At 67.2% G+C, this 21,632-nt stretch carries 23 protein-coding genes; 16 read left to right on the top strand and 7 right to left on the bottom strand.

Annotated features, from left to right (window positions below):
* Window positions 1–15: 15 nt before the first annotated feature.
* Window positions 16–1,353 carry a glutamine synthetase family protein gene (locus AACH06_RS21655; protein WP_341427855.1) on the bottom strand — a complete coding sequence of 446 codons (1,338 nt, stop codon included), beginning with the start codon at window positions 1,351–1,353 and terminating at the stop codon, window positions 16–18.
* Between the two features lie 168 nt (window positions 1,354–1,521).
* Here AACH06_RS21655 and AACH06_RS21660 point away from each other — a divergent pair, with 168 nt between their 5' ends.
* The 9 genes from AACH06_RS21660 to aroQ all read left to right on the top strand — a co-directional run bounded on the left by AACH06_RS21660 (window position 1,522) and on the right by aroQ (window position 9,778).
* Window positions 1,522–2,220 (top strand): TetR/AcrR family transcriptional regulator, encoded by a 699-nt coding sequence (locus tag AACH06_RS21660; RefSeq protein WP_341427856.1) that lies wholly within the window; start codon window positions 1,522–1,524, stop codon window positions 2,218–2,220.
* 106 nt (window positions 2,221–2,326) lie between these two features.
* The gene (locus tag AACH06_RS21665) at window positions 2,327–2,911 is read left to right on the top strand and encodes a TRAP transporter small permease (protein WP_341427857.1); all 585 of its coding nucleotides are present in this window, start codon (window positions 2,327–2,329) and stop codon (window positions 2,909–2,911) included.
* 40 nt (window positions 2,912–2,951) lie between these two features.
* Window positions 2,952–4,232, top strand: coding sequence for a TRAP transporter large permease subunit (locus AACH06_RS21670; RefSeq protein WP_341427858.1), 1,281 nt, complete (start codon window positions 2,952–2,954; stop codon window positions 4,230–4,232).
* A gap of 93 nt (window positions 4,233–4,325) precedes the next feature.
* A complete protein-coding gene (locus AACH06_RS21675) occupies window positions 4,326–5,339 on the top strand; it encodes a TRAP transporter substrate-binding protein (RefSeq protein ID WP_341427859.1) in 1,014 nt (337 codons plus the stop codon).
* Window positions 5,336–6,205, top strand: coding sequence for a shikimate dehydrogenase (locus AACH06_RS21680; protein ID WP_341427860.1), 870 nt, complete (start codon window positions 5,336–5,338; stop codon window positions 6,203–6,205). Before AACH06_RS21675 ends, AACH06_RS21680 begins: the two co-directional genes overlap by 4 nt.
* Window positions 6,206–6,252: 47 nt before the next feature.
* Complete coding sequence (locus AACH06_RS21685; RefSeq protein WP_341427861.1) at window positions 6,253–7,134, top strand: 4-hydroxyphenylpyruvate dioxygenase; 882 nt, start codon at window positions 6,253–6,255, stop codon at window positions 7,132–7,134.
* A 124-nt stretch (window positions 7,135–7,258) separates the two neighbouring features.
* Window positions 7,259–8,344: a porin gene (locus AACH06_RS21690; RefSeq protein WP_341427863.1), complete on the top strand. Its 1,086-nt coding sequence runs from the start codon at window positions 7,259–7,261 to the stop codon at window positions 8,342–8,344.
* 28 nt (window positions 8,345–8,372) lie between these two features.
* Entirely contained in the window at window positions 8,373–9,284 is a 912-nt protein-coding gene (locus tag AACH06_RS21695) for a sugar phosphate isomerase/epimerase family protein (RefSeq protein WP_341427864.1), read from the top strand.
* Between the two features lie 47 nt (window positions 9,285–9,331).
* Window positions 9,332–9,778, top strand: coding sequence for a type II 3-dehydroquinate dehydratase (gene aroQ, locus AACH06_RS21700; RefSeq protein ID WP_341427865.1), 447 nt, complete (start codon window positions 9,332–9,334; stop codon window positions 9,776–9,778).
* 79 nt (window positions 9,779–9,857) lie between these two features.
* On the opposite strand, the gene AACH06_RS21705 is transcribed toward aroQ, so the two are convergent.
* Both AACH06_RS21705 and AACH06_RS21710 read right to left on the bottom strand, forming a co-directional pair.
* Window positions 9,858–10,634, bottom strand: coding sequence for a general secretion pathway protein GspB (locus AACH06_RS21705; protein ID WP_341427866.1), 777 nt, complete (start codon window positions 10,632–10,634; stop codon window positions 9,858–9,860).
* 34 nt (window positions 10,635–10,668) lie between these two features.
* The gene (locus tag AACH06_RS21710; protein ID WP_341427867.1) at window positions 10,669–12,513 is read right to left on the bottom strand and encodes an ExeA family protein; all 1,845 of its coding nucleotides are present in this window, start codon (window positions 12,511–12,513) and stop codon (window positions 10,669–10,671) included.
* A gap of 168 nt (window positions 12,514–12,681) precedes the next feature.
* Here AACH06_RS21710 and AACH06_RS21715 point away from each other — a divergent pair, with 168 nt between their 5' ends.
* The gene (locus tag AACH06_RS21715; protein WP_341427868.1) at window positions 12,682–13,635 is read left to right on the top strand and encodes a hypothetical protein; all 954 of its coding nucleotides are present in this window, start codon (window positions 12,682–12,684) and stop codon (window positions 13,633–13,635) included.
* 57 nt (window positions 13,636–13,692) lie between these two features.
* On the opposite strand, the gene AACH06_RS21720 is transcribed toward AACH06_RS21715, so the two are convergent.
* Window positions 13,693–13,902, bottom strand: a complete 210-nt coding sequence (locus AACH06_RS21720) for a dodecin (protein ID WP_341427869.1) — start codon at window positions 13,900–13,902, stop codon at window positions 13,693–13,695.
* A gap of 50 nt (window positions 13,903–13,952) precedes the next feature.
* Complete coding sequence (locus AACH06_RS21725) at window positions 13,953–14,729, bottom strand: VOC family protein (protein WP_341427870.1); 777 nt, start codon at window positions 14,727–14,729, stop codon at window positions 13,953–13,955.
* Window positions 14,730–15,054: 325 nt separating this feature from the next.
* On the opposite strand from AACH06_RS21725, the gene AACH06_RS21730 reads away from it, so the two are divergent.
* The gene (locus AACH06_RS21730) at window positions 15,055–16,077 is read left to right on the top strand and encodes a hypothetical protein (protein WP_341427871.1); all 1,023 of its coding nucleotides are present in this window, start codon (window positions 15,055–15,057) and stop codon (window positions 16,075–16,077) included.
* A gap of 24 nt (window positions 16,078–16,101) precedes the next feature.
* Here the strand turns inward: AACH06_RS21730 and AACH06_RS21735 are convergent, their stop codons facing one another.
* Window positions 16,102–16,419, bottom strand: coding sequence for a hypothetical protein (locus tag AACH06_RS21735; RefSeq protein WP_341427872.1), 318 nt, complete (start codon window positions 16,417–16,419; stop codon window positions 16,102–16,104).
* Between the two features lie 165 nt (window positions 16,420–16,584).
* Between AACH06_RS21735 and AACH06_RS21740 the strand changes: the two genes are divergently transcribed.
* From AACH06_RS21740 to AACH06_RS21755, 4 genes are read left to right on the top strand one after another with little or no spacing between them, the layout of a single operon-like run.
* A complete protein-coding gene (locus AACH06_RS21740) occupies window positions 16,585–17,550 on the top strand; it encodes a chromate resistance protein ChrB domain-containing protein (RefSeq protein WP_341427873.1) in 966 nt (321 codons plus the stop codon).
* A gap of 32 nt (window positions 17,551–17,582) precedes the next feature.
* Window positions 17,583–18,776, top strand: coding sequence for a chromate transporter (locus tag AACH06_RS21745; RefSeq protein WP_341427874.1), 1,194 nt, complete (start codon window positions 17,583–17,585; stop codon window positions 18,774–18,776).
* Between the two features lie 12 nt (window positions 18,777–18,788).
* Complete coding sequence (locus AACH06_RS21750) at window positions 18,789–19,244, top strand: chromate resistance protein ChrB domain-containing protein (protein ID WP_341427875.1); 456 nt, start codon at window positions 18,789–18,791, stop codon at window positions 19,242–19,244.
* A 43-nt stretch (window positions 19,245–19,287) separates the two neighbouring features.
* Window positions 19,288–20,340 (top strand): DMT family transporter, encoded by a 1,053-nt coding sequence (locus tag AACH06_RS21755; protein WP_341427876.1) that lies wholly within the window; start codon window positions 19,288–19,290, stop codon window positions 20,338–20,340.
* Between the two features lie 8 nt (window positions 20,341–20,348).
* Here AACH06_RS21755 and AACH06_RS21760 read toward each other — a convergent pair whose 3' ends face one another.
* The gene (locus tag AACH06_RS21760; protein ID WP_341427877.1) at window positions 20,349–20,819 is read right to left on the bottom strand and encodes an Lrp/AsnC family transcriptional regulator; all 471 of its coding nucleotides are present in this window, start codon (window positions 20,817–20,819) and stop codon (window positions 20,349–20,351) included.
* A gap of 160 nt (window positions 20,820–20,979) precedes the next feature.
* On the opposite strand from AACH06_RS21760, the gene AACH06_RS21765 reads away from it, so the two are divergent.
* On the top strand, window positions 20,980–21,612 hold the full coding sequence (locus AACH06_RS21765) for a LysE/ArgO family amino acid transporter (protein ID WP_341427878.1): 633 nt from the start codon (window positions 20,980–20,982) through the stop codon (window positions 21,610–21,612).
* Window positions 21,613–21,632: the final 20 nt, after the last annotated feature.

Genomic DNA, 21,632 nt, shown 5'->3' on the forward strand with positions numbered 1-21,632 from the left:
CTCTTCAGACGATCTTCAGACGAGCAGCAGCAGGTGCTCTCGCTCCCACGAACTGATCACCCGGTTGTAGGTGGCGTACTCAAGCTCCTTGACGGCGCAGAACGCATCGACAAAGTGCTCGCCCAGGATCTCCTTCACGGCATCGCAGGCACGCATGGCTTCGATGGCGTCTTCCAGATGCCGTGGCAGTTCGTGGCTGACGTTCCAGGCGCTGTCGATGGTGGGCTCGCTGGGTTGAAGCCGATCGCGCATGCCGAGCCAGCCGCAGGCCAGCGTGGCGGCCATGGCCAGGTAGGGGTTCACGTCGACGCCGGGCACGCGGTTTTCGATGCGGCGGGCTTCAGGGCCCGACTTGGGCACACGCAGGCCGCAGGTTCGGTTGTCGTAGCCCCAACGCACATTGATGGGTGCGGACATGAATGGGGCGAGCCGGCGATACGAGTTCACATAGGGCGCGAACATCGGCATCAACTGCGGGATGTAGGTCTGCAGGCCGGCCAGGAAGTGCATGAACAGCTCGCTTGCCGAGCCGTCTTCCTTGCTGAAGATGTTGCGTCCTGAGTCGGCTGACACCAGGCTCTGGTGGATGTGCATCGCGCTGCCGGGCTCCTGCTCCATCGGCTTGGCCATGAAGGTGGCGAAGACACCGTGCCGCAACGCTGTCTCGCGCACCGTGCGTTTGAACAGGAACACCCGGTCGGCCAGATCGAGCGGGTCGCCATGGCTGAAGTTGATCTCCATCTGGCCGGGGCCCGCCTCGTGGATCAGCGTCTCGACGCCCAGTTGGTGCTGATCGCAGAAGTTCGAGAGCTCCATGAAGAAGGGGTCGAAGTCATTGACCGCGTCGATCGAGTAGCTCTGCCGGCCCACCTCCGGCTTGCCGGTGCGACCCAGCGGCGGCTGCAACGGCTCGTGTGGGTTCTGTTGTCGAGCGACGAGGTAGAACTCCATCTCCGGTGCCACGACGGGCTTCCAGCCCTGCCGCTCGTAGAGCGCCAGCACCCGGCGCAGCACCGCGCGGGGCGACAGCTGCACGGGCCGGCCGTCCCATTCCTGGCAGTCGTGAATGACCACCGCCACCGGCTCGGCCGCCCAGGGCACGACGCGGATCGTCGACGCATCGGGCAGGCAGACCATGTCCGGATCGGTGTCGCCCACGAACGGGCCGTTGTCAGGCTGCTGGCCGTTCACCGTGTTGAGCAGCACGCTCTTGGGGATGCGCATCTCGCCCGACGAGAGGAACAGGTCGCGGGGCAGGATCTTGCCGCGCGCAATGCCTGTCATGTCGGGGATCACGCACTCCACCTCGTGAATGCGGTGGGCGGCCAAGAAATCGGCGAGAGGGTGAGTCATGCTCGAAAGTGTAGCGCTACATCCATAGATGTGATCACAAATCAATAGAGATGCGTCGATAAGCTGGTTCTTCCTGGAAGCTTTTGATCATTAAAGCGGCGACCGCCCCGCGGCATCCGGTCGTGCTACCGGGGTGCGTGCGCATCGCGCCGGCGTATGCTTGCGCCGATGAACCAGACCGTACAAAAGGAGAAGCCGCGCCGCGGCAGGCCGCCCAAGCAGGTGGTCGAGGCCGAGGGACCAGACGGCACCCGCACCAACGACCCCGAGCGCACGATGGCCGACATCCTGGAGGTGGCCACGGCCGAGTTCGCCGACAAGGGGCTGGCCGGTGCGCGCATCGACGAGATCGCCGCGCTGACACGCACCAGCAAGCGGATGATCTACTACTACTTCGAGAGCAAAGAAGGCCTCTACGTTCGCGTATTGGAAGAGGCTTACCGCCGCATTCGCCGCATCGAAGCCGATCTGCACCTCGAAGACCTGGCGCCAGAGCAGGCTCTGCGGGTGCTCGTTGGATTCACCTTCGACTATCAGCTCGGCAACCCGGATTTCATCCGTCTGGTGATGAACGAGAACATGCACCGCGGCGAATTCCTGGCGCGCTCCAGCACCATCCAGGATTTGAACGTGCCGGTGATCAACGCCGTTCGGTCGGTGTACGAGCGCGGTGTCGCCGCGGGGGTATTCCGCCCCGATGTAGACCCGGTGGACCTGCACATGTCGATCTCGGCGCTGTGCTTCTTCAACGTGTCGAATCGGCACACCTTCTCGCTCATCTTCAAGCGCGAGCTGGACAACCCGGCGGCCGTGGCGGCCCGCCGCGAAAGCATCGTCGAAATGGTGGTGCGTTTCGTCCGCCGCTGACGGCGCCGACGCTCTGCATGCGCGTGCGGCGAGCGATCAGGGTTTTTGCTCATATAAAAACGAACTAGTTCGTACATTATTTGACCCACAACAAAGGAGACAAGCGATGAACCGCGTGCTGGACGGCTATTGCCGCTTGCTGGAATGGCTGCTGGTCGGCCTGCTGGCGACCATGGTCGCGCTGGTGTTCGGCAACGTGGTGATGCGCTACGTGCTGAACTCGGGCATCACCTTGAGCGAAGAGCTCAGCCGCTGGCTGTTCGTGTGGATGACCTTCCTCGGCGCCATCGTGGCGATGCGCGAGCGCGCCCACCTGGGCACCGACGTACTGGTCTCGCGCCTCGGTCCCCGAGGGCGGCGGGTGTGCCTGGTGGCTGGCCAGTTGTTGATGCTCTACGCCACATGGCTGCTGCTGTCGGGGGCGTGGACCCAGGCCCGCATCAACGTGGAGGTCGAGGCGCCCGTCACCGGCCTGTCGATGGCCATCTTCTATGCGGCCGGTGTGGTCTTCGCCGTATCGACCGGGCTGCTCATCGTGCTGGATCTGTGGCGCAACCTCAGCGGCCAGTTGGCTGACGACGAACTGCGCATGGTGCAGGAGTCTGAAGACCTGGCGCAGGTCGAGGCGTTGCGCATCGACCAGACCCCGCCGCTGGGCCAGGGCCCGCACTCGATGCCGTTCCGGCGTTGAGCCCCTTCCCCATGCAGCCCCAAGCATCCGAGATCACGCCATGACCGTTTTCATCTTCCTGGGCTCGCTGCTGGCCGTGATGGCCCTTGGCGTGCCCATCGCCTACTCGCTGCTTCTGTCGGGCGTGGCCCTGATGTGGCACCTCGACATGTTCGATGCGCAGATCCTGGCGCAAAACGTGATCAACGGGGCCGACAGCTTCCCGCTGCTGGCCGTGCCCTTCTTCATGCTCGCTGGCGAGATCATGAACGTGGGCGGTCTCTCGCGCCGCATCGTCCGTCTCGCGCTCACGCTGGTCGGCCACCGCAGGGGAGGGCTGGGCTTCGTCGCCATCCTCGCTGCCTGTCTGCTGGCGGCGCTGTCGGGCTCGGCCGTGGCGGACACCGCGGCGCTGGCGTCGCTGCTGCTGCCGATGATGGCTGCCGCCGGGCACGACAAGGCGCGAGCGGGTGGTCTCATCGCCTCGGCGGGCATCATCGCCCCGGTCATTCCGCCGTCCATCGCCTTCGTCGTGTTCGGCGTGGCCGCCAACGTGTCGATCAGCAAGCTGTTCCTCGCCGGCATCGTGCCCGGCCTGCTGATGGGGGCTTCGATCGCCACCGCCTGGTGGTTTGTCGCCAAGCGTGAGCGTGTGGTGCCGCCGCCCCGGGCGACATCGGCTGAAAAGCTGAGGGCCCTGAAGGATTCGACCTGGGCCCTGCTGCTGCCGGTGATCGTGGTGGCGGGTTTGAAGATGGGCGTGTTCACGCCCACCGAAGCGGCGGTGGTCGCCGCCGTCTACGCGCTGCTCGTGTCCACCCTGGTCTATCGCGAGCTCAGCTGGCGGCAATTGCACGACGTGTTCGTCAGCGCGGCCAAGACCACGGCGGTGATCATGTTCCTCGTCGCGGCGGCCATGGTCAGCGCATGGTTGATCACCGTGGCGGACATCCCCGGCAAGGTCATCGAGTTGCTGCAGCCCTTCATGGGCAACCAGACGCTGCTGCTGATCGCGATCATGGTGCTCGTGATGGCGGTGGGTACCGCGATGGACATGACACCCACCATCCTCATCATGACCCCGGTGCTCATGCCGGTGGTCAAGGCCGCAGGCATCGACCCCATCTATTTCGGGGTGCTGTTCATCATCAACAACGCCATCGGCCTCATCACGCCGCCGGTGGGCACCGTGCTCAACGTTGTCGCTGGCGTGGGCCGCTTGAAGATGGACCAGGTCACCCGGGGCGTGCTGCCCTTCATGGCCGCCGAGTTCGGCGTGCTGTTCCTGATGGTGCTGTGCCCCTGGCTGGTCACCGGCCCCGCGAAGTGGTTCGCCCACTGAGCGAACGCCCGACTCTTTCCCGCGCATCGCCGCCAACACAACCCCGCGAGAACCCAGGCTCGCTCAACCGCTTTTGCCCTTCCGGAGACCCAGATGACTTCTCTCACCCGCCGATCTCTCTTTGCCCTGGCCGCGCTGACCAGCATGGCCGGTGCCGCCCACGCGCAGGTGAGCGAGCGCACGATCAAATTCGCGTTCCAGAACCAGGCCGATCACCCGCAGGCGCAGGGCGCCAAGAAGTTCGCCGATCTGGTGGCGGCCAAGAGTGGCGGCAAGATCACGGTCAAGCTGTTTCCCGGCGGCGCGCTCGGGGGGGACCTCCAGACCGTCTCCGCGCTGCAAGGCGGCACCGTAGAGATGACGGTGCTCAACGCCGGCATCCTCTCGGCCCAGGTCAAGGAATTCGGCATCTTCGATTTCCCCTTCCTGTTCAACAGCCCTGAAGAGGCCGATGCGATCACCGACGGCCCCTTCGGCCAGAAGCTGCTGGCCAAGCTGGCCGACAAGAACCTGATCGGCCTGGGCTACTGGGAGCTGGGCTTCCGCAACCTCACCAACAGCAAGCGCCCGATCACCAAGGCTGACGACATCGCAGGCCTGAAGATCCGCGTGATCCAGTCGCCGATCTATATCGACGTGTTCAACGCGCTGGGCGCCAATGCCGTGCCCATGCCGTTCCCCGAGCTGTACCCGGCGTTGGAGCAGAAGGCCGTCGACGGGCAGGAGAACCCGGTCACCACGATCCGCTCCTCGAAGTTCAACGAGGTGCAGAAGTACCTCACGTTGACCCGGCACATCTACAACCCGCAGGCCGTGCTGATGAGCAAGAAGCTCCATGATGCGCTGAGCCCCGCGGAGAAGAAGCTCATCACCGACGCGATGGCCGAGGCCACCACCTTCGAGCGGGGTTTGTCGCGCGTGCAGGCCAACGTGGCGCAGGATGAGCTGAAGAAGGCGGGCATGCAGATCAGCGAGCTGGCGCCGGGCGAGCTGGACAAGCTGCGGGCCAAAGTGAAGCCGGTGGTCGACAAGAACAGCGAGAAGGTCGGCGCAGAGACGGTCAAAGAGGTCTACGCCGCGCTCGCCAAGCTGCGAGGCGGCAAGTGACGCACGTCCCACCGCCTCGGAAAGTGTTGATTGGCTTGATCGGCGCGGGCATCCAGAAGTCGTTGTCGCCCGCATTGCATGAAGCCGAGGCGCTTCACCATGGCCTGCGCCTGCACTACCAGCTGATCGACCTGGATCGCACCGCGGCGGGCCCCGAGGCGCTGCCGATGCTGCTGGGCGCTGCGCGCACCATGGGCTTCGCCGGCCTGAACATCACCTACCCGTGCAAACAGGCGGTGATCCCGCTGCTGGACGGGTTGTCGGATGAAGCCCGCGTGATGGGCGCGGTCAACACCGTGGTGGTCGAGGCGGATGGCCGTCTCGTGGGCCACAACACCGATGGCTCGGGCTGGGCGCGGGGCTTCACCCGCGCGCTGCCCGCAGCGGACCTGACCTGTGTGGTGCTGCTCGGGGCAGGCGGGGCCGGTGCGGCCATCGCCCACGCGGTGCTGCGCCTGGGCGCCCGGGCGTTGCGGGTGGTCGATCGCGATCCGGCCCGTGCTGCCGGCCTGGTGGCCGAACTCAACCGCTGGCATGCCGGCACGCCCGCCGCGGTGGGCCGCGATCTGCCTGCGGCACTCGATGGCGCCACCGGCTTGATCCACGCCACGCCCACGGGCATGGACAAGCTCCCCGGCCTGCCACTGGACGCCGGTTTGTTGAGACCGTCGCTGTGGGTGTCGGAGGTCGTGTACTTCCCGCTCAAGACCGAGCTGCTGAAGGCGGCCCGTGCGGCCGGCTGCGGGGTGGCTGATGGCGGGGGCATGGCCGTCGGGCAGGCGGTCGGTGCCTTCGAACTCTTCACCGGCTGCGCGCCGGATGCGGGCCGCATGGAAGCGCACTTCCGTCGGCTCGCCGTGCACTGAATGCCCACCGAATCTGCCCCTAGCACGAGACACACCGGAGCCCCCCCATGCTGCTCGACCACACCCTGATGCCTGACCGTGAGGCCATCGGCCCGTTGCCCAACCCGTTGGGCCTGGCCGGCATCGAGTTCATCGAATACGAGACGACCCGCCCGCAGGCCCTGGGCCAATCGCTGGAGGCCATGGGCTTTCGCCCCGTGGCACGACACCGTTCGCGGGAGGTGCTGCTGTACCGCCAGGGCGGCATGAATGTGATCGTCAATGCCCACCATGCTGTGCCGTCGGGCCACGAGGGTGAGCCGGTGCTGGCCGCGATCGCGTTTCGGGTGCGCGATGTGGCCGCCGCCTACCGCCGTGGGCTCGATCTCGGGGCCTGGGCCGTCGCCACCCAGGTCGAGCCCATGGAGCTGAACATTCCCGCCATCCACGGCGTGGGCGCGAGCCGGATCTACTTCGTCGATCGCTGGCGCGAGTTTTCGATCTACGACGTGGACTTCGTGCCCATTCCCACGGTGGATCCTCACCCGCCGGCGCTGGCGGGCCTGGGTTGGTTCGGGGTGGTGCAGTACATCGGTTTCGATCGGCTGGCCGACTGGATCGCTTTCTATGGCGAGCTGTTCGGTTTCGCCGAGCTGCCGGCCGATCGGCACTTCGGCGTGCTGACGCAGGGGCGCATCCTCGCCAGCCCGTGCGGCACGCTGCATTGGCAACTGATCGAGCCTGACGTCGATGCCGCCGAGATCGACGCGGGTGAGTGTCTCCAGCGCGTGGCGCTGGGGACACCCGATGTGCCCAAGGCCGTGGCGCTGCTGCGCGAGCGCGGGGTCGAGTTCATCGAATCCAGCGGTGTTTGCAGCACCGACAAGGGGGCACTGACCCGCGCCAGCCCGCCAGGCGCCAGTTTCGAGCTGGTGCGCTGGCCCGGCTGAGGCCCCGACGAACCGTCCGTCTTCCCATCGCTCCCCGCGTGGCCGTGCGCGGGGGCGGGGCGACGCGCGCCTGTGGCGCCGCCGATCCGTCACGGTCAGAACCATCACCACAGACATGCACCCGATGAAGAAGTTGAGCCTCACCCTCGCGCCAGCCATGGCGCTGGCCGCCGCGGCGGGCCCTGCACAAGCCCAATCCAGCGTGAACCTCTATGCGCTGGTCGACGTCAACGTCAGCCACTACAGCGCGGGCTCCAAGTCCGGCGCGGTCGACGACACGGCGGTCAACGACGGCACCACCAACGGCCTGAACGGCTCTCGCTGGGGCATCAAGGCGTATGAAGACCTGGGCGGTGGCCTGAAGGCTGGCGTGCTGCTCGAAAGTGGCGTGCTCGCGGACACCGGCAACCTGGGGCAGGGCGGGCGCTCTTTCGGCCGGCAGGGCTACATCTTCCTGTCGTCGGCCAGCCTGGGCGAACTGCGGCTGGGCCGGCAGTACATCTTCGAAGACTCGGTGATGTGGCAGACCAATCCCTTCGGCAACGCGCTCACGCTGAACCCGGGCACCGGCGTCACCAACGTCGGCAAGGGCCTGCCGTTCTGGCTCAATGCACCACGGGCCGACAACGTCATCCAGTGGCAGAGCTTGAACTACGGCGGCTTCCAGGCAGCGGTGCAGGTGGCCCCGCAGGAAGGCGCGCAGGACCGCTTCCACGGCTTGAAACTGTCGTATGGCGCCGGCGCCTTCAACACCGCTGTTTCCTACGAGTGGAACAAGTCGCAGACCGAGAGCGGCAACGTCAACCGCTCGCTGACACTGGCCGCCAACTACGACTTCGGCAGCGTCAAGGTGCTCGGTGGTGTCCAGCGCAACAGTGAGTTGCGTACCACCTCGGGCAACGGGGCCTTCATCGGCAGCAACTTGGTGGTGACCGGCCCGGTGAGCTTCACGGCCGAGCAGATCAACGGCTACACGCTGGGTGCCGAGGTGCCGTGGGGCCGCTTCCTGTTCGGTGCCAACTACACCGGCGTGAAGTACGAGTCCGCAACCGGCCAAAGCCTGTCGCTCGGCAAGGTGGCGCTGGGGGCGCGCTACGGCCTGTCGAAAACCACCTTCGTCTACGCTTCAGCGTCGCAGGCCACCGGCGACCTGAAGGACTACATCGCACAGCGCAGCGTCACCCAGGCGGGCCTGCGGGTCTCGTTCTGAACGGCCGCCGTCCGCAAGGGGAGAGGTGATGCACCCATCGTCGAAACACGCCGCCGTCCGCATCGCGGATTTCGGCATGGACACCATCACGCTGGCCGGGCCGCTGGAGGCGAAGCTGGCGGCCGTGCGGGCGGCGGGCTTTGGCCAGATCATGCTGGCCGCACGCGACATCGTCGGCCATCCCCACGGGGTGGAGGCGGCCGTTGCCGCGGTGAAGGCCAGTGGCCTGCGGGTCACCGGCTTTCAGGTGCTGCGTGACTTCGAAGGCCTGTCGGGCCACCTTCATGGCTACAAGGTCGACATTGCCAAGCAGATGATCGCGATGGCCGGCGCCTCGGGGGCCAAGGTGCTGCTCGCGTGCAGCTCGACATCGCAGCACGCGAGCGGCGACCTCGCGGCCATCGCCCGCGACCTGCGCAAGCTGGCCATGCTGGCGGTGCCGCATCAGATCAAGGTGGCCTATGAAGGCCTCTCGTGGGGCCGCCACATCAACGAGGTGCACCAGGCCTGGGCCGCTGTGCAGCAGGCGGATTGCCCGAACCTGGGCCTCGGCATCGATTCGTACCACCAGTTCGCCACCGGCACGCCCCTGTACGCGCTGGACGATATCGACCCCGCCAAGATCTTCCTGGTGCAACTGTCAGACTTCATGTGGCAGGAAACGCGCACCGAGCAAGAGCGCATCGACACCGCGCGGCACTTTCGCGTCTTCCCAGGCGAAGGGGTGCACAGCGACGCGCTGGCGGCGCTGGTGACCCGGCTCGATGCGATGGGCTATCGCGGCGATTACAGCTTCGAGGTCTTCAACGACGACTACCAGCAACTGCCGTTGCCCGCGGTGGCGGCCCGAGCGCACGATTCGGCCGTCTGGCTGGCTGAAGGGGTGTTGCGCCGCTCGCTGCCCTTGCCGGGGCAGAGCCGCCTGCGTCGCGCCACCTGACCTGCCACCCGTGCCGCCCCGCGGCGCACCCGTTAGCATCTCGACCCATGAGCATCCTGCTGTTGAATGGCCCGAACCTGAACCTGCTGGGCACGCGCGAGCCCCACATCTATGGGGCTGACACCCTGGCCGATGTCGAGCGCCGTTTTGTCGACGAAGCCCATGTCTTGGGCTTCGCAGCGCAGTGCTTCCAGAGCAACCACGAGGGCGCGCTGATCGATCGCATCCATGCGGCCCGGCTGGATGGAACCCGGGCGATCGTGATCAACCCCGGTGGCCTCACCCACACCAGCGTGGCCCTGCGCGATGCGCTGGCGGGCGTGGCGCTGCCCGTGGTCGAGGTGCACATCAGCAATGTGCACAAGCGAGAAGAGTTCCGCCATCACTCGTTCATCTCCGGCATCGCCGATGGCGTGATCGCGGGCCTGGGTGTCTTCGGCTACAGCGCCGCGCTGCGCTATTTCGCGGCGAAGCTGGCGGCGCCTCAAGGCTGAGAGAGGCCCCTCAGAAGCGGACCTCAGAAGCGGACCCAGAAGCAGCGCCAAGCAGCTGCTGGGGGCTCAGCTCAAGCGCTCAATACGGCAACCTGAAGCGTTGTCCCTTGAACCGCAGCACGGCGCTCTTGGGCTCGATGCGCTCGATCGTCACACCCGGCGAGGGCTGGCTGCCTTCCTTCACCACCTCGCCATTGAGCATGATGAAGCGGCTGCTCGCATCTTCAGAGTAGACGGAGCCGGTCACCGCCCACGCCGGCATCTGCTGGCGCACTGACGCGGGCAACTCGCTCCACAGCGGGATCGCGGCTGGCGCGGTGTCTGTGGGCGCGGCCGCTGGCGGCACTCGGGCCACGGCGGGTGCGGCCGGTTCCTTGCGCGCCGCCACAGGTGGCGTGGGCCCCGCGGAGGTGGGCGGAGTGGCCACGATGGCCGGCGCACGATGGGGTTCGGGCAGAGCCGCGGGTGCCATCGGCGCCGCCGGCACTGGAGCAGGGGGGGCCGTCGCCTCGGCCACCGCGGGCTGTGGCGGGGGGGCCTGCACGGGCTCGGCCGCAGGGGGTGTCGTCGGCGCCATGGCGACCGTCGTTTCGGCAGGGAGAGCGGCCGGTGCGGCCGCAGGCGTCGGGAGCATCGGCACCGGCAGCGGCGCATTCGCATCCGCCCCCATGCGCCACGCCAGCGCGGCGACGATCACCAGCACCGTGCCGCCGCCGGCGATCCAGCCCCAGCGAGGCAGACCGGGTGGGGAACTGGGCCCCTGGGTCGAATCGAGCGGCTGCGCGTGCAGGCCCGGAACCTGGCCTCGCTCACGTTCAGCTTCGGCCCGCTTGAGTGCGTCGAGGATGTAGGACATCGTGGCGGATCGGGGAAGGTCGTCGGGTGTCGGATCAGCGCCGAGTGCTGACGGTGGCGGGGGCTGACGTCGGGGCTGAAACCGGGGCGCTGAGCAAGCGCGGCTCGTCCACGCCAGTGGCCCGGTTCAGCAGCATCACCGTCATCGGCCCCGCCACCCCGTCGGGCGACAGGCCTTGAGCCACCTGAAAGCTGGCCACTCGGGCCGAGAGTGGTTCGTTGGCCGGTTCAGCCGCCGCTACCGGGCGGCGTTCGCCGCGCAGTGCTTGCCCCAATCGTTCCATCAGCCAGCCACTGGCCTCGGCATTGCTGGCGTTCAGGGTGCCAGGCCCGGCATAGCCTGGGGGAGCCCGCCAGAAGGTGCCGAATTCGCCGCGCCATGCGCTGCCCAAGGTGGCCAGCGGCACTGTGACGCTGATCTTGCCGCGGCGCAGCGTCGCGGAGTCGGCCGACAGAGCGACCAGCAGCACATGGAAAGGGCGCCCGTCGCCATCGATCAGAACCAGCACGGCGGGCCGGTCGAGCTGGCGGGCCAGCACCAGGCTGCCTTGGCCCTTGTAGCAAGGCAGGCCCTGCCGTGCCGAGGCGGCGCAGTAGTCGTTGCCGGCACCCAGGCTGCCCCCCCAGGCCGCGGCCAGCTCGCGCCACGCATCGGCCTCGCCGTGCAACTCGGGGTTGAACGCCGCGCGCAGCTCGCCTGCCGTCATGGGTGGGGCCGCATTCGTGGGCGTGACCGTGGCCGCGACCAACGGCTTGACCGAGCCCGCCACGGCGACCGAGGTCGGCCCCGGAGCCGACGTGGTGGGTGTGGGGAGACCGGTCGATGCCGCCGCCATGGAGGACGAGGCGGTGCCGCCTGCCGAGGATGCCGCCGAAGGAGTCGAGGGGGCCGCGGCGATCGGCTTGACCGCTCCGGCGACCATGGGGGCGGCCGGTGCCGCAGGGCGCCACGCCCAGGCCACCGCCGCGGCGATCGACGCGCCGGCGAGCAACCCGCCCGCCCACGGCCACCACCGTGCCGCGAGCGTCGGCCAACCGGAAGGGGTGGGGGCGGCCTTGTCGCCAAACACTTCGGCGGCCGCGCGTTCGATGACCTCGACACCGATCTGGGCCTGCCCGGTGGCATAGCCGCCCAACAACGCGCGATCGCACAGCAGATTGACCCGCCTCGGCACCCCACGCGACAGCTGGTGGATGCGCTTGAGTGCGGCCTTGTCGAAGGGCGAGGCGCCTTCACCGCCGGCCACGCCCAGCCGGTGCTGCACGTAGCGCGCCGTTTCGGCCTCGTCGAGTGCGCCCAGGTGGTATCGCGCGATGACCCGCTGGGCCAGTTGCTCCAGATCGGGCCGGGCCAGCATGTCGCGCAATTCAGGCTGGCCGATCAGGATGATCTGCAGCAGCTTGCGCTCGGCCGTCTCCAGGTTCGTCAACAGGCGCAATTGCTCCAGCACGTCGGCCGACAGGTTCTGCGCCTCGTCGATGATCAGGACGTTGATCTGCCCCACCGCATGAGTGCGCAGCAGGTACTCGTTGAGCGGGTCGATGTAGTCCTTGACTGTGTGCGCGCTGCCGGCGGCCGCCTCGGGCACCGGGATGTGGAACTCGTCGCACACCGTCTGCAGCAGCTCGGGCACGGTGAGCTTGGGGTTGAAGATGTAGGCCACGTTGCAGCGCGGCGGCACCTGCTCGAGGAAGCACCGGCACACCGTGGTCTTGCCGGCACCGATCTCGCCGGTCAGCAGCACAAAGCCACCGCCGCCCTTCACGCCATACAGCAGGTGAGCCAACGCCTCGCGATGGCGCTCGCTCATGAAGAGATAGCGCGGATCGGGCGCTATCGAGAACGGCGGCTGCTTCAGGCCGAAGAACTTCGCGTACATGGGCCGCGAGGATACCGCCCTCGGCCCCGGGCTCCTTCGGTGGTGAAAAACCGCACGCTGGCGCGTGAAGCATGGTGGCAGACCAGGCGTCTTCATCACTCATGACGCCTAAACTGCCGGCCGGCCTCATTGCGGGGCCTTTTTTTGTGTCCTCTGGAGGGAGTGAATATGAAGCAATTCAAGCGTTGGGCCGCCATGGCCGTCGCTGGTGTGACCTTGGCCGCCATCACTGGGTGTGCCAGTTTCGAGATGACCAAGCCGGCACCTGCGCAGTCTCAGCGCATTGCCATCAAGGTATCGGGTGAAGACCTTTCGGGCTGGAGCGACCTGCCAATTGGCACCTACCGAGTGCCAGACAGCCAGGTCATCATCTCCGGCCACCAGAAGGGTGCCGAGGTCGGTGCCATGTTCGGCCTTCTCGGTGTCGCGATTGCCCACGCAGCCAATTCCAGCGCCGGAGCCAATGCGGTCAAGGATGCCGAATCCTCGCTGAAGATCAAGCTCGATGCGCCGCTGATGGCCGAGGTCGGCAGACTCACCGCGGAGGCGCCTTTGAGCGAGAAGTTCTCGACCGCTGGCGCAGGAACCACACTGACCATTACCCCAGGGCTTGTGTTGACCTACCTCGACACCTCGGATGTGCGGCCCTTTGTCGTGCTGAAGGTCAACCTCGCCGGGCCGGACAACAAGATGATCTGGAGCACTCGCTACATCGTCTCCACCGGTGCCAGCCGCCCCTTGATGGGGGCTGGCGGGTGGGCCGAGTCGGATGGTGCCGCGTTGAAGGCCAATGTTCAGACCAGCTTGGCGCAGGGCGTGAAAGTGATGCTGGCCGACGTGGCCAGCCCGTACAAGCGTGACGACAACTCGATGTCCATCGCAGAGGGTCAGTTTCCGTTCATGAAGCAGCGCCTGCAGGTCAAGGGATACAAGCTGGTTGAAGACGACCGATACATGGCCTTCATTCCTAAGTTGGGAGACGTGTTGGTGTTTGCAGGTGTCAATGTGCTGGACAAGGAGGACTCCTCCGTCCGTGACGCGGGCAAAGACGATGTGGTCCTGAAGCTCCTCGAACCGAAGGCTGCAAGCAAGGCGCCCAAGGCCGCTGCACCCGCCAACTGATCGACCGTACGATGACGGGCGAAGCGTTGCCGCTCCGCCCGTCCAGCTTCTTGAGGATCAGTCTTCCACCCTGAACCCCACCTTCAGCGTCACCTGAAAGTGCTCGACCTGGCCGTCAACCACGTGGCCTCGGGTTTCCACCACTTCGAACCAATCGATGCGTCGAATGGTCTTGGCGGCGGTGGCAATGGCGTTGCGGATCGCGTCGTCGCTGCCGGCGGTCGAGGTGCCGACGATCTCGACCAGCTTGTACACATGGTTGGCCATGGCGGGTTCCCGGTTGGAGTAGCGAAAGGGGGGCAGTGGCCTGACGGGGCCTACATCGCCGGATCCGGCTGGATGACGCCGATGGCGATGCCCTGCGTGTCGCCGAAGATGGCGATGCGGCCGACGGTCGGGATGTCGGTGGGTGGCATGGCGACGAACCCCGAGCCCAGCTTCTGCGCCAGCGCGAACGTGGCATCGCAGTCGGCCACATGCACATATGGCAGCCACATCGTCGGCATCGGCTCCTTGGGTTGGAACAGCCCGGCGCGGCCCTTGTCGCCGTGGGTGTTGAGGATGTAGTACAGGCCCTGGTCACCCATGTCCATCGTCGAATGGGTGTAGCCAAAGGCCTTCTCGTAGAACGCGAGGGCTTGGTGCACGTCGGGCGTCGACAACTCGTTCCACACAAAACCGCCGACCGGGACATCGCCATCGGGTTCGTCGCCGTTGGTGCTGGTCCACAGGCAGAAGGCGCCGCCGGTCGGGTCGACCAGGCCAGCACCGCGCCCCACCGGCGGGAAATCGGTGGGGGGCATCACCACGGCGGCCCCGGCCTGGCTGGCTGCCCGCACGCCCGCGTCGACGTTGTCGACCGACATGTAGCTGACCCACTGCGACGGCTCACCCGGGCTGGGCGAGCGCAGGCCGCCCACGCCCTGCTGGCCGTTGAACAGCATGTGGTACGTCTGTCCACCCATCGGCATCGATTCGGCATGCCAGCCGAACAGGGGCTCGTAGAAGGCCCGTGCTTTGGCCAAGTCCGGCGAGACATGCTCGAACCAGATGAATTTGCCGGGCAGGTGGGGGGTCTTGGCGTTCGGATCCATGGTGTCGGTCCTTTCCTTGACGTCGAGGGCGCGGTGGCGCCGGGCAGAGAGGCCGTGAGAGACGGCCGGCGGTTGCGCACACCGGGCATCCAGCGTTCAGAAGGGGCTGCCCCCTCGCTGGCCGGCGTGCAGAGTCGACTGGGCCGAGTGTCACTCTCCCGGGCCTGGCGGTAAAGCCCGAGTGCACGGTAAGGCCCGGCCCGCGATTGATGACAAACGATGACGGCGTGCCCGTCCCCGTCATCGATTGCCACCGCTGGTGACACCCGCTCAACCACGTCTGAACGACAGTGGGTCTGTCGTCACTTTCACCAGGAAGCCCCACGTGAACACACCCGGTCGTCATCTTTGGGTCGTTGCCCTGGCCGCTGCAGCGGCTGGCTCGGCCGCCCATGCCGCTGCCGCCAGCCGCTCGGCCACCGAAACGGCCCAGGCCCAGCCGACGCTGGCCGAGCGCAAGGCTGCGGCGCGCAGCACCGCGGCCCACAACCCGTATTGCCAGGACATCCAGCCGTTCTACTGGTCGGTGGGCGACAGCTCGGGCGTGAAAGTGGATGGCCGGGAGGGCGTGGGCGCACCGTTGGCACAGACGCCGCTGTCCATCGCCTCGGCCTCGAAAATGGTCTACGGCACGTACGCCGTCGAACAGATGAACGGTGTCGTCAGCAAGCAGGCCGCCAGCTATCTGAATTTCACCAGCGGCTACACCGAGTTCGACCTCTGCCTTCAGAACCAGACGGTGGCCGAATGCCAGAGCTTTCACCAGGGGCCGATCAACAACGGCGGCTACGTCGAGGCCCACAAGGGCAAGTTCTTCTACAGCGGAGGGCACATGCAGAAGCAGGCCGTCGTGATCGGCCTCGGGCCGGACGACAACGCGGCGCTGGCCGCCCACGTCAACGGGCTGCTGGGCACCCACTTCGACTACAGCCAGCCGCAGCTCGCCGGGGGTGGCGTCTCCACCGCGGCGAACTACGGCCGCATGTTGCAGAAGATCGTCAGCGGCGAGCTGAAGATGAAGGGCCTGCTGGGCACGAGCAAGGTCTGCACCAACCCGCTGACCTGCGCCAAGGCGCTGGCCACGCCCATCCCCACCGACGAGAGCTGGAACTACTCGCTCGGTCACTGGGTGGAGGACGATCCGGTGGTGGGCGACGGCGCCTACAGCAGCGCGGGTGCGTTCGGCTTCTATCCGTGGATCGAGGCCAAGAAGCGCTGGTGGGGCGTGGTCGCCCGCGAAAGCACCGATGGGCTGAACGACGACGACAGCCACCGCCACCCGGGCGTCCGTTCGGCCTACTGTGGCCGGCAGATTCGCGCCGCCTGGATGGACGGCGTGCCGCGCTGAGCGTCGGCGTCTGCGGCCAGCGCCTCAGCGGTCGCCGTTTGACGATCGATCGTCCGTCGCGTCGGCGGCGACCAGCACCGGCGCGATGATCGCCTTGCCCAACGATTCGGCCACGCCTTCGTCTGCGGCGTGGTCGGCATCGACCGGTGGGCCGTAGGAAGAAGCGTCGTTGTCGCCGTCGTCGGGCGGAGGGCTGCCCCGGCTCAGACGCTCCCGCTCGGGCCAGTCGGCATCCAGAGCGGCGGCATTGTCGGCGGGCTCCAGCGCTTCCATCGGCAGCGCGGTGCCCTTGGGGGCGTGTTCCACCGCGGCGGAAGGGGTGGGGCGGGGTTCTGTGCGCATGGCGGTTCTCCAAGAGGTGATGCTGGACATGTTGAGCACTCACTGCCGGCGCGCCCAGCCCCGGCCATCCCGTGTTGCCGTAGGTGGGGGCCTACGGCGCAGGCTCGCCCCACGGGCAAGGGGGAATTGATGTAGCAACTCATACATCAACGTATGATTCGCTACATGAAGACTGAGGCGGGCTGGGTGTTGCTGGTGCTGTCGCTGCCCACGGCCAGCGCCACCGGCCGCATGCGCATCTGGCGGGCGCTCAAGGCGCTGGGCTGCGCGGCCTTGCGTGACGGGGCCTACCTGCTGCCGGCGGGCTCGCCCCACTTGCAGGCGTTGCGCGAGCAGGCCGACGATTGCATCCGCGAGGGCGGGGCCGCCTGGCTGATGGCGGTGCAGGCCGCTTCAGACGACGAAGACCAGGGCTTTCGTGCCTTGTTTGATCGGGGCGCCGAGTGGGCCGAGATGCGGCGCCAATGGCAAGACGCCCTGCGCGCCTTGCCCAAGCTCAGCGCCGCGGAGACGGGCCGCCTTCAGCGCCGGCTCACGCGCGAGTACGAAGCCCTGCGGGCGATCGACTTCTTCCCTGGCGACAGCGCGGCAGAAGCCGAGGTGGCCTGGCTCGACCTGCTGCGGCGCATCCAGGCCGTGTTGTCGCCTGACGAGCCCCAGGAGGCGCCGGGCCATGTGCCACGCCTCGAACTCGCCCGGTACCAAGGGCGCACCTGGGCCACACGTCGACATTTGTGGGTCGACCGCGTCGCCAGCGCCTGGCTCATCCGCCGCTTCATTGATCCAAAGGCCCGCTTCAAGTGGCTGGCTACACCGGCCGATTGCCCCAAGAGTGCGCTCGGCTTCGATTTCGACGGCGCGGCCTTCACGCACGTGGGTGAGCGCGTCACCTTCGAAACGCTGTTGGCGAGCTTCGGCCTGGAGGAAGACGCGGCGTTGGCGCGGCTCGGCGCGATGGTCCATCAACTGGACGTCGGCGGCGATCCGGTCGCCGAGGCGCAGGGCTTCGAGTCGATCCTGGCCGGTGCCCGCGAGCGCCACGGAGGCGACGACGACACCCTGCTGGCCGAGATCTCCCTCGTGCTCGATTCGCTGTATGCCCACTTCCAGCGGCCTGCGGCCGCGCGGTGAACACATCCTCAACGAACTCAAAGACGCCTGCCATGAGTGAAACCACCTCCGTCGAATCGCATCCGCCCGAGCCTGCCACGTACACGCTGTGGCAAATGGTGGCCTACATGCTGGGCCTGGGCACCTGGGGCTTCGGCGGCCCGGTGGCCCTGGTGGGCTACATGTACCGTGATCTGGTCGAGAAGCGGCGCTGGATCAGCGAGGGCGACTACAAGGAGGGCATGGCCATCGCGCAGCTGATGCCCGGGCCGCTGGCCGCGCAACTGGCCATCTACCTGGGCTATGTGCACTACCGGGTGTGGGGCGCCACGCTGGTTGGCGTGGCCTTCGTGCTGCCGTCGTTCTGCATGGTGCTGGCCATCGGCATGGCCTACAAGAGCCTGGGCGGCATCGGCTGGATGCAGTCGGTGTTCTACGGCGTGGGCGCGGCGGTGATCGGCATCATCGCCATGAGCGCCTACAAGCTCACCAGCAAGAACATCGGCAAAGACCGCCTGTTGTGGGCCATCTTCGCGGTGAGTGCGGCGGTCACCATCATCACGCAGACGGAAGAGATCTGGCTCTTCATCGGTGCGGGGGTGCTGGTGTGGCTGGTGCGCGTGCCGCCGGCCTGGCTGGGCAAGCGGGGCGGCATCCACGAGGCTTCCAGCGCGATCGTTGCGCTGTTGGCGCTCGATGCCGTCGACCCGGCCAAGCTCACCAAAATCGCCACCTTCTTCACCTACGCCGGCAGCTTCGTGTTCGGCAGTGGCCTGGCGATCGTGCCCTTCCTGTACAGCGGCGTCGTCAAGGAGTACGGCTGGCTCACCGATCGGGAATTCGTCGATGCCGTCGCGGTGGCGATGATCACCCCCGGCCCGGTCGTCATCACCACCGGCTTCATCGGTTTCCTGGTGCAAGGCTTCTGGGGCGCGGTGGTGGCTGCGCTGGCCACGTTCCTGCCCTGCTACCTGCTCACCGTGATTCCGGCTCCGTACTTCAAGAAGCACGGCAAGCGGCCGGCGATCGTGGCCTTTGTCGACGGGGTCACCGCCGCCGCCATCGGCGCGATCGCGGGCGCGGTGGTGGTCATCGGGCAACGCTCGATCACCGACTGGATCACCGGCGTGATCGCCATCGCCACGGCCGTCGTGCTGTGGAGATTCAAGAAGGTGCAAGAGCCGATCATCGTGGCGGTGGCGGCCGCGATCGGGCTGGTGGTCCATCCGCTGCTCAGCCACGCTTGAAGGAGACCGTCGATGAAATGGGTGACCCGTGAACGTCCGAAGATCGATCGCATCGCCTGCCCGTGGCTCATCGCCCGTTTCATCGATGCATCGCCCGAGTTTCTGTATGTGCCGGCCGGCGAGGTGCTGGCGGTGGCCGACGCCACCGGGGCCGTGCCGTACGACATCCCTGGCGTGGAGATGAGCCACGTGGGGGAGCGGTGCAGTTTCGATGCCTTCGTCGCGAAGTACGAGCTGAACGATCCGGCGCTGCACCAACTGGCCGCGATCGTGCGCGGGGCCGATACCTCGCGGCTCGACCTCACGCCGCAGTCTGCCGGCCTCTACGCCATCTCGCTCGGGTTGTCGCACCAGTTCGCCGACGACCATGAGATGCTGCGCCATGGCATGGTGATGTATGACGCCCTGTATGCGTGGTGCCGTGCGTGCCAGGGCGAATCGCACCGCTGGCCTCCGACCATGGCGTGAGACGTAGCATCGCCACCGTGTTCGAACTTCTTGATGCGGTGACATGACGATGCTGTCGAGCGGGCCGGCCGTGCGCGGTGGCCTGCTGGCCTTGTTGGCGGCGGTGCTGTTCGGCGTCAGCACGCCGCTGGTACAGCGCTGGGGCGCTGGTCTCGGTCCGTTCGAGACAGCTGCCTTGCTCTACGCCGGTGCCGCCTTCGTGGGCATGTTCTCAAGGCGCCCGGCGGAGCGCGAGGCGGCGCTGCGTCGCGCCGATGCGCCGCGGCTCGTGGCGATGGTGGCCTTCGGTGCGGTGCTCGGGCCGGTGGCGCTGGCCTGGGGCCTGCAGCGCACCAGTGGGGTGGGCGCGTCGCTGATGCTGACGCTCGAAGGCTTGTTCACCGCGTTGCTGGCCTGGGCGCTTTACCGCGAGACGATGGATCGCCGTGTCGGGACCGCGATGGCCCTTCTGCTGGCGGGCGCGCTGGTGCTCGTGAGCGGTCAAGCTCAGGGGGGCGCGGCGCCGCTCGCCGGTCTCTTGGCGGTGATGGTGGCCACCCTGTCCTGGGGCATTGACAACACCCTCTCACGTGCCCTGGCCGAACGTGATCCGGGCCGGGTGGTGTGGGCCAAGGCATCGCTTGGCGCCGCAGCATCCGCTGGCCTGGCCGGCCTCGTGGGCGAGCCGATGCCCACGGCGGGCGCCATCGCGGCCTTGCTGCTGGTGGGGGCCTGCGGGTATGGCCTGAGTCTGCGCTGCTACCTGCTGGCGCAACGCGCCTTCGGCGCGGCACGGACCGGCTCGGTGTTTGCGTTCGCACCCTTTGTGGGGGCGCTGGTGGCGGTGGCGATGGGGGATCGGTCTGCCGACCTGTCCATGCTGCTGGCGGGTGGGCTGATGGCCGCAGGCATCGTGCTGCATCTGGCCGAATCCCATGCCCACGAGCATGTTCATGAGGTGCTCGCGCACGAGCACGCCCACCGGCACGACGACGGCCACCACCTCCATCACCACCACGAGATGCCGGCTGGCGAACACAGCCATTGGCACGAGCATGCGCCCTTGCGGCACAGCCATGCCCACGTGCCGGATGCGCATCACACGCACCGGCACTGACGCCCCTGTCAGCTGCCGCGCGTGCTGCCCGGCGGCACCAGCCCCCGGCGCGGGATGGGCGTGGAAAACACGATCGAGGTGCGCGTCTCGCCATAGGCGTTGATCGAGGCGAGGAAGCGCTCCAGGTCTTCGAGGCTTCGCGCCACCACGGTCAACAGGTAGGAATCGGCGCCTGCCACGTGGTGGCATTCCAGCACTTCGGCGGCGCGCTTGAGTTTGTCGATGAAGGCCTTCTTGCCCGGCTGCAGCACGGTGATGCCGATGATGGCGCGCACCGGGTAGCCCGCCGCCGTGGCATCCAACTCTGCGCCGATCGAGCGGACCACCCCAGCCTCCATCAACCGCTTCAGCCGCTCCGCCGTGGCCGGCACCGAGAGATCGGCGGCGGCGGCCAGCGTCTTCAGCGATGCGCGGCCGTCTTGTTGCAGCGCCAGCAGCAACTGCCAGGCTTTGGGATCGAGGGCGAAGGTGTCTGCCATGGCGATTCTCTCCCGGGGGCTCGTGCGGGCTGCATTGTGCGCTGATGCTGTTGAATTCAGGCCGATGTGGCCCCGCGCCGGAAAAACACAAAGCAGTTGGCCTGATTTCTTGGTGTAGGCGCCTGTTCAACCGCATGGACACCACCCGAAAATTCTGCCCATGGAAGCTCCGTCGTCCGTTCCCGTGCTGTTCGCCCAATCGATGCTGATCGGTTTGTCCATCGCGGCACCCGTCGGTCAGATTGGTGTGCTGGCGATCCAGCGCACGCTCGACCACGGGCGTGCGGCCGGCCTGGCCACCGGCCTGGGTGCCGCGCTGGCCGATGCGGTGTACGGCGCCATCGGCGCGTTCGGCGTCACCGGCCTGATCCGTTGGCTGCTCGGTCTGAAGCTGTGGCTGGGCTTGTTCGGCGGGGCTTACCTGCTGTACCTGGCCTGGCGCATCGCCACCAAGCCGCCGGTGCAGCGCCTGCAGGGGCAGGCCGCACCGGGCACCTTGCTGCGCTTCGTGTCCGGGACCTTCTTGCTGACGTTGTCCAACCCCACCACCATCTTGTCGTTCATGGCCGTCTTTGGCGCGCTGGCAGGCCACGCGCCGGCTGCATCGCCCTGGGCCATGGTGCTCGGGGTCTTGCTGGGGTCGGCCCTGTGGTGGCTCATCCTCGCGGCGGTCGTGGGAGCCTTGCGCGATCGCTTCGACGCGCGATGGCAGCGGGTGGTGAACGGGTGTTCCGCCGCGTTGCTGGCGGGACTGGCCGGCTGGCAACTGCTGCAGCTCACCCGGGCCGCGTGACGGCACTGCGCCGCTGAGCC

Source organism: Ideonella lacteola, from assembly GCF_038066555.1.
In the GTDB taxonomy this organism is placed as follows: Bacteria; Pseudomonadota; Gammaproteobacteria; order Burkholderiales; family Burkholderiaceae_C; genus Ideonella; species Ideonella lacteola.

Bases quoted from the DNA above. Each gene is read 5' to 3' on its own strand.
- AACH06_RS21760 (WP_341427877.1), bottom strand. From the start codon at position 20,819: ATGGCAGACACCTTCGCCCTCGATCCCAAAGCCTGGCAGTTGCTGCTG.
- AACH06_RS21740 (WP_341427873.1), top strand. From the start codon at position 16,585: ATGAAGACTGAGGCGGGCTGGGTGTTGCTGGTGCTGTCGCTGCCCACG.
- AACH06_RS21765 (WP_341427878.1), top strand. From the start codon at position 20,980: ATGGAAGCTCCGTCGTCCGTTCCCGTGCTGTTCGCCCAATCGATGCTG.
- AACH06_RS21660 (WP_341427856.1), top strand. From the start codon at position 1,522: ATGAACCAGACCGTACAAAAGGAGAAGCCGCGCCGCGGCAGGCCGCCC.
- AACH06_RS21675 (WP_341427859.1), top strand. From the start codon at position 4,326: ATGACTTCTCTCACCCGCCGATCTCTCTTTGCCCTGGCCGCGCTGACC.
- AACH06_RS21685 (WP_341427861.1), top strand. From the start codon at position 6,253: ATGCTGCTCGACCACACCCTGATGCCTGACCGTGAGGCCATCGGCCCG.
- AACH06_RS21655 (WP_341427855.1), bottom strand. From the start codon at position 1,353: ATGACTCACCCTCTCGCCGATTTCTTGGCCGCCCACCGCATTCACGAG.
- AACH06_RS21715 (WP_341427868.1), top strand. From the start codon at position 12,682: ATGAAGCAATTCAAGCGTTGGGCCGCCATGGCCGTCGCTGGTGTGACC.
- aroQ (WP_341427865.1), top strand. From the start codon at position 9,332: ATGAGCATCCTGCTGTTGAATGGCCCGAACCTGAACCTGCTGGGCACG.
- AACH06_RS21695 (WP_341427864.1), top strand. From the start codon at position 8,373: ATGCACCCATCGTCGAAACACGCCGCCGTCCGCATCGCGGATTTCGGC.
- AACH06_RS21720 (WP_341427869.1), bottom strand. From the start codon at position 13,902: ATGGCCAACCATGTGTACAAGCTGGTCGAGATCGTCGGCACCTCGACC.
- AACH06_RS21745 (WP_341427874.1), top strand. From the start codon at position 17,583: ATGAGTGAAACCACCTCCGTCGAATCGCATCCGCCCGAGCCTGCCACG.
- AACH06_RS21670 (WP_341427858.1), top strand. From the start codon at position 2,952: ATGACCGTTTTCATCTTCCTGGGCTCGCTGCTGGCCGTGATGGCCCTT.
- AACH06_RS21735 (WP_341427872.1), bottom strand. From the start codon at position 16,419: ATGCGCACAGAACCCCGCCCCACCCCTTCCGCCGCGGTGGAACACGCC.
- AACH06_RS21665 (WP_341427857.1), top strand. From the start codon at position 2,327: ATGAACCGCGTGCTGGACGGCTATTGCCGCTTGCTGGAATGGCTGCTG.
- AACH06_RS21750 (WP_341427875.1), top strand. From the start codon at position 18,789: ATGAAATGGGTGACCCGTGAACGTCCGAAGATCGATCGCATCGCCTGC.
- AACH06_RS21755 (WP_341427876.1), top strand. From the start codon at position 19,288: ATGACGATGCTGTCGAGCGGGCCGGCCGTGCGCGGTGGCCTGCTGGCC.
- AACH06_RS21705 (WP_341427866.1), bottom strand. From the start codon at position 10,634: ATGTCCTACATCCTCGACGCACTCAAGCGGGCCGAAGCTGAACGTGAG.
- AACH06_RS21710 (WP_341427867.1), bottom strand. From the start codon at position 12,513: ATGTACGCGAAGTTCTTCGGCCTGAAGCAGCCGCCGTTCTCGATAGCG.
- AACH06_RS21725 (WP_341427870.1), bottom strand. From the start codon at position 14,729: ATGGATCCGAACGCCAAGACCCCCCACCTGCCCGGCAAATTCATCTGG.
- AACH06_RS21690 (WP_341427863.1), top strand. From the start codon at position 7,259: ATGAAGAAGTTGAGCCTCACCCTCGCGCCAGCCATGGCGCTGGCCGCC.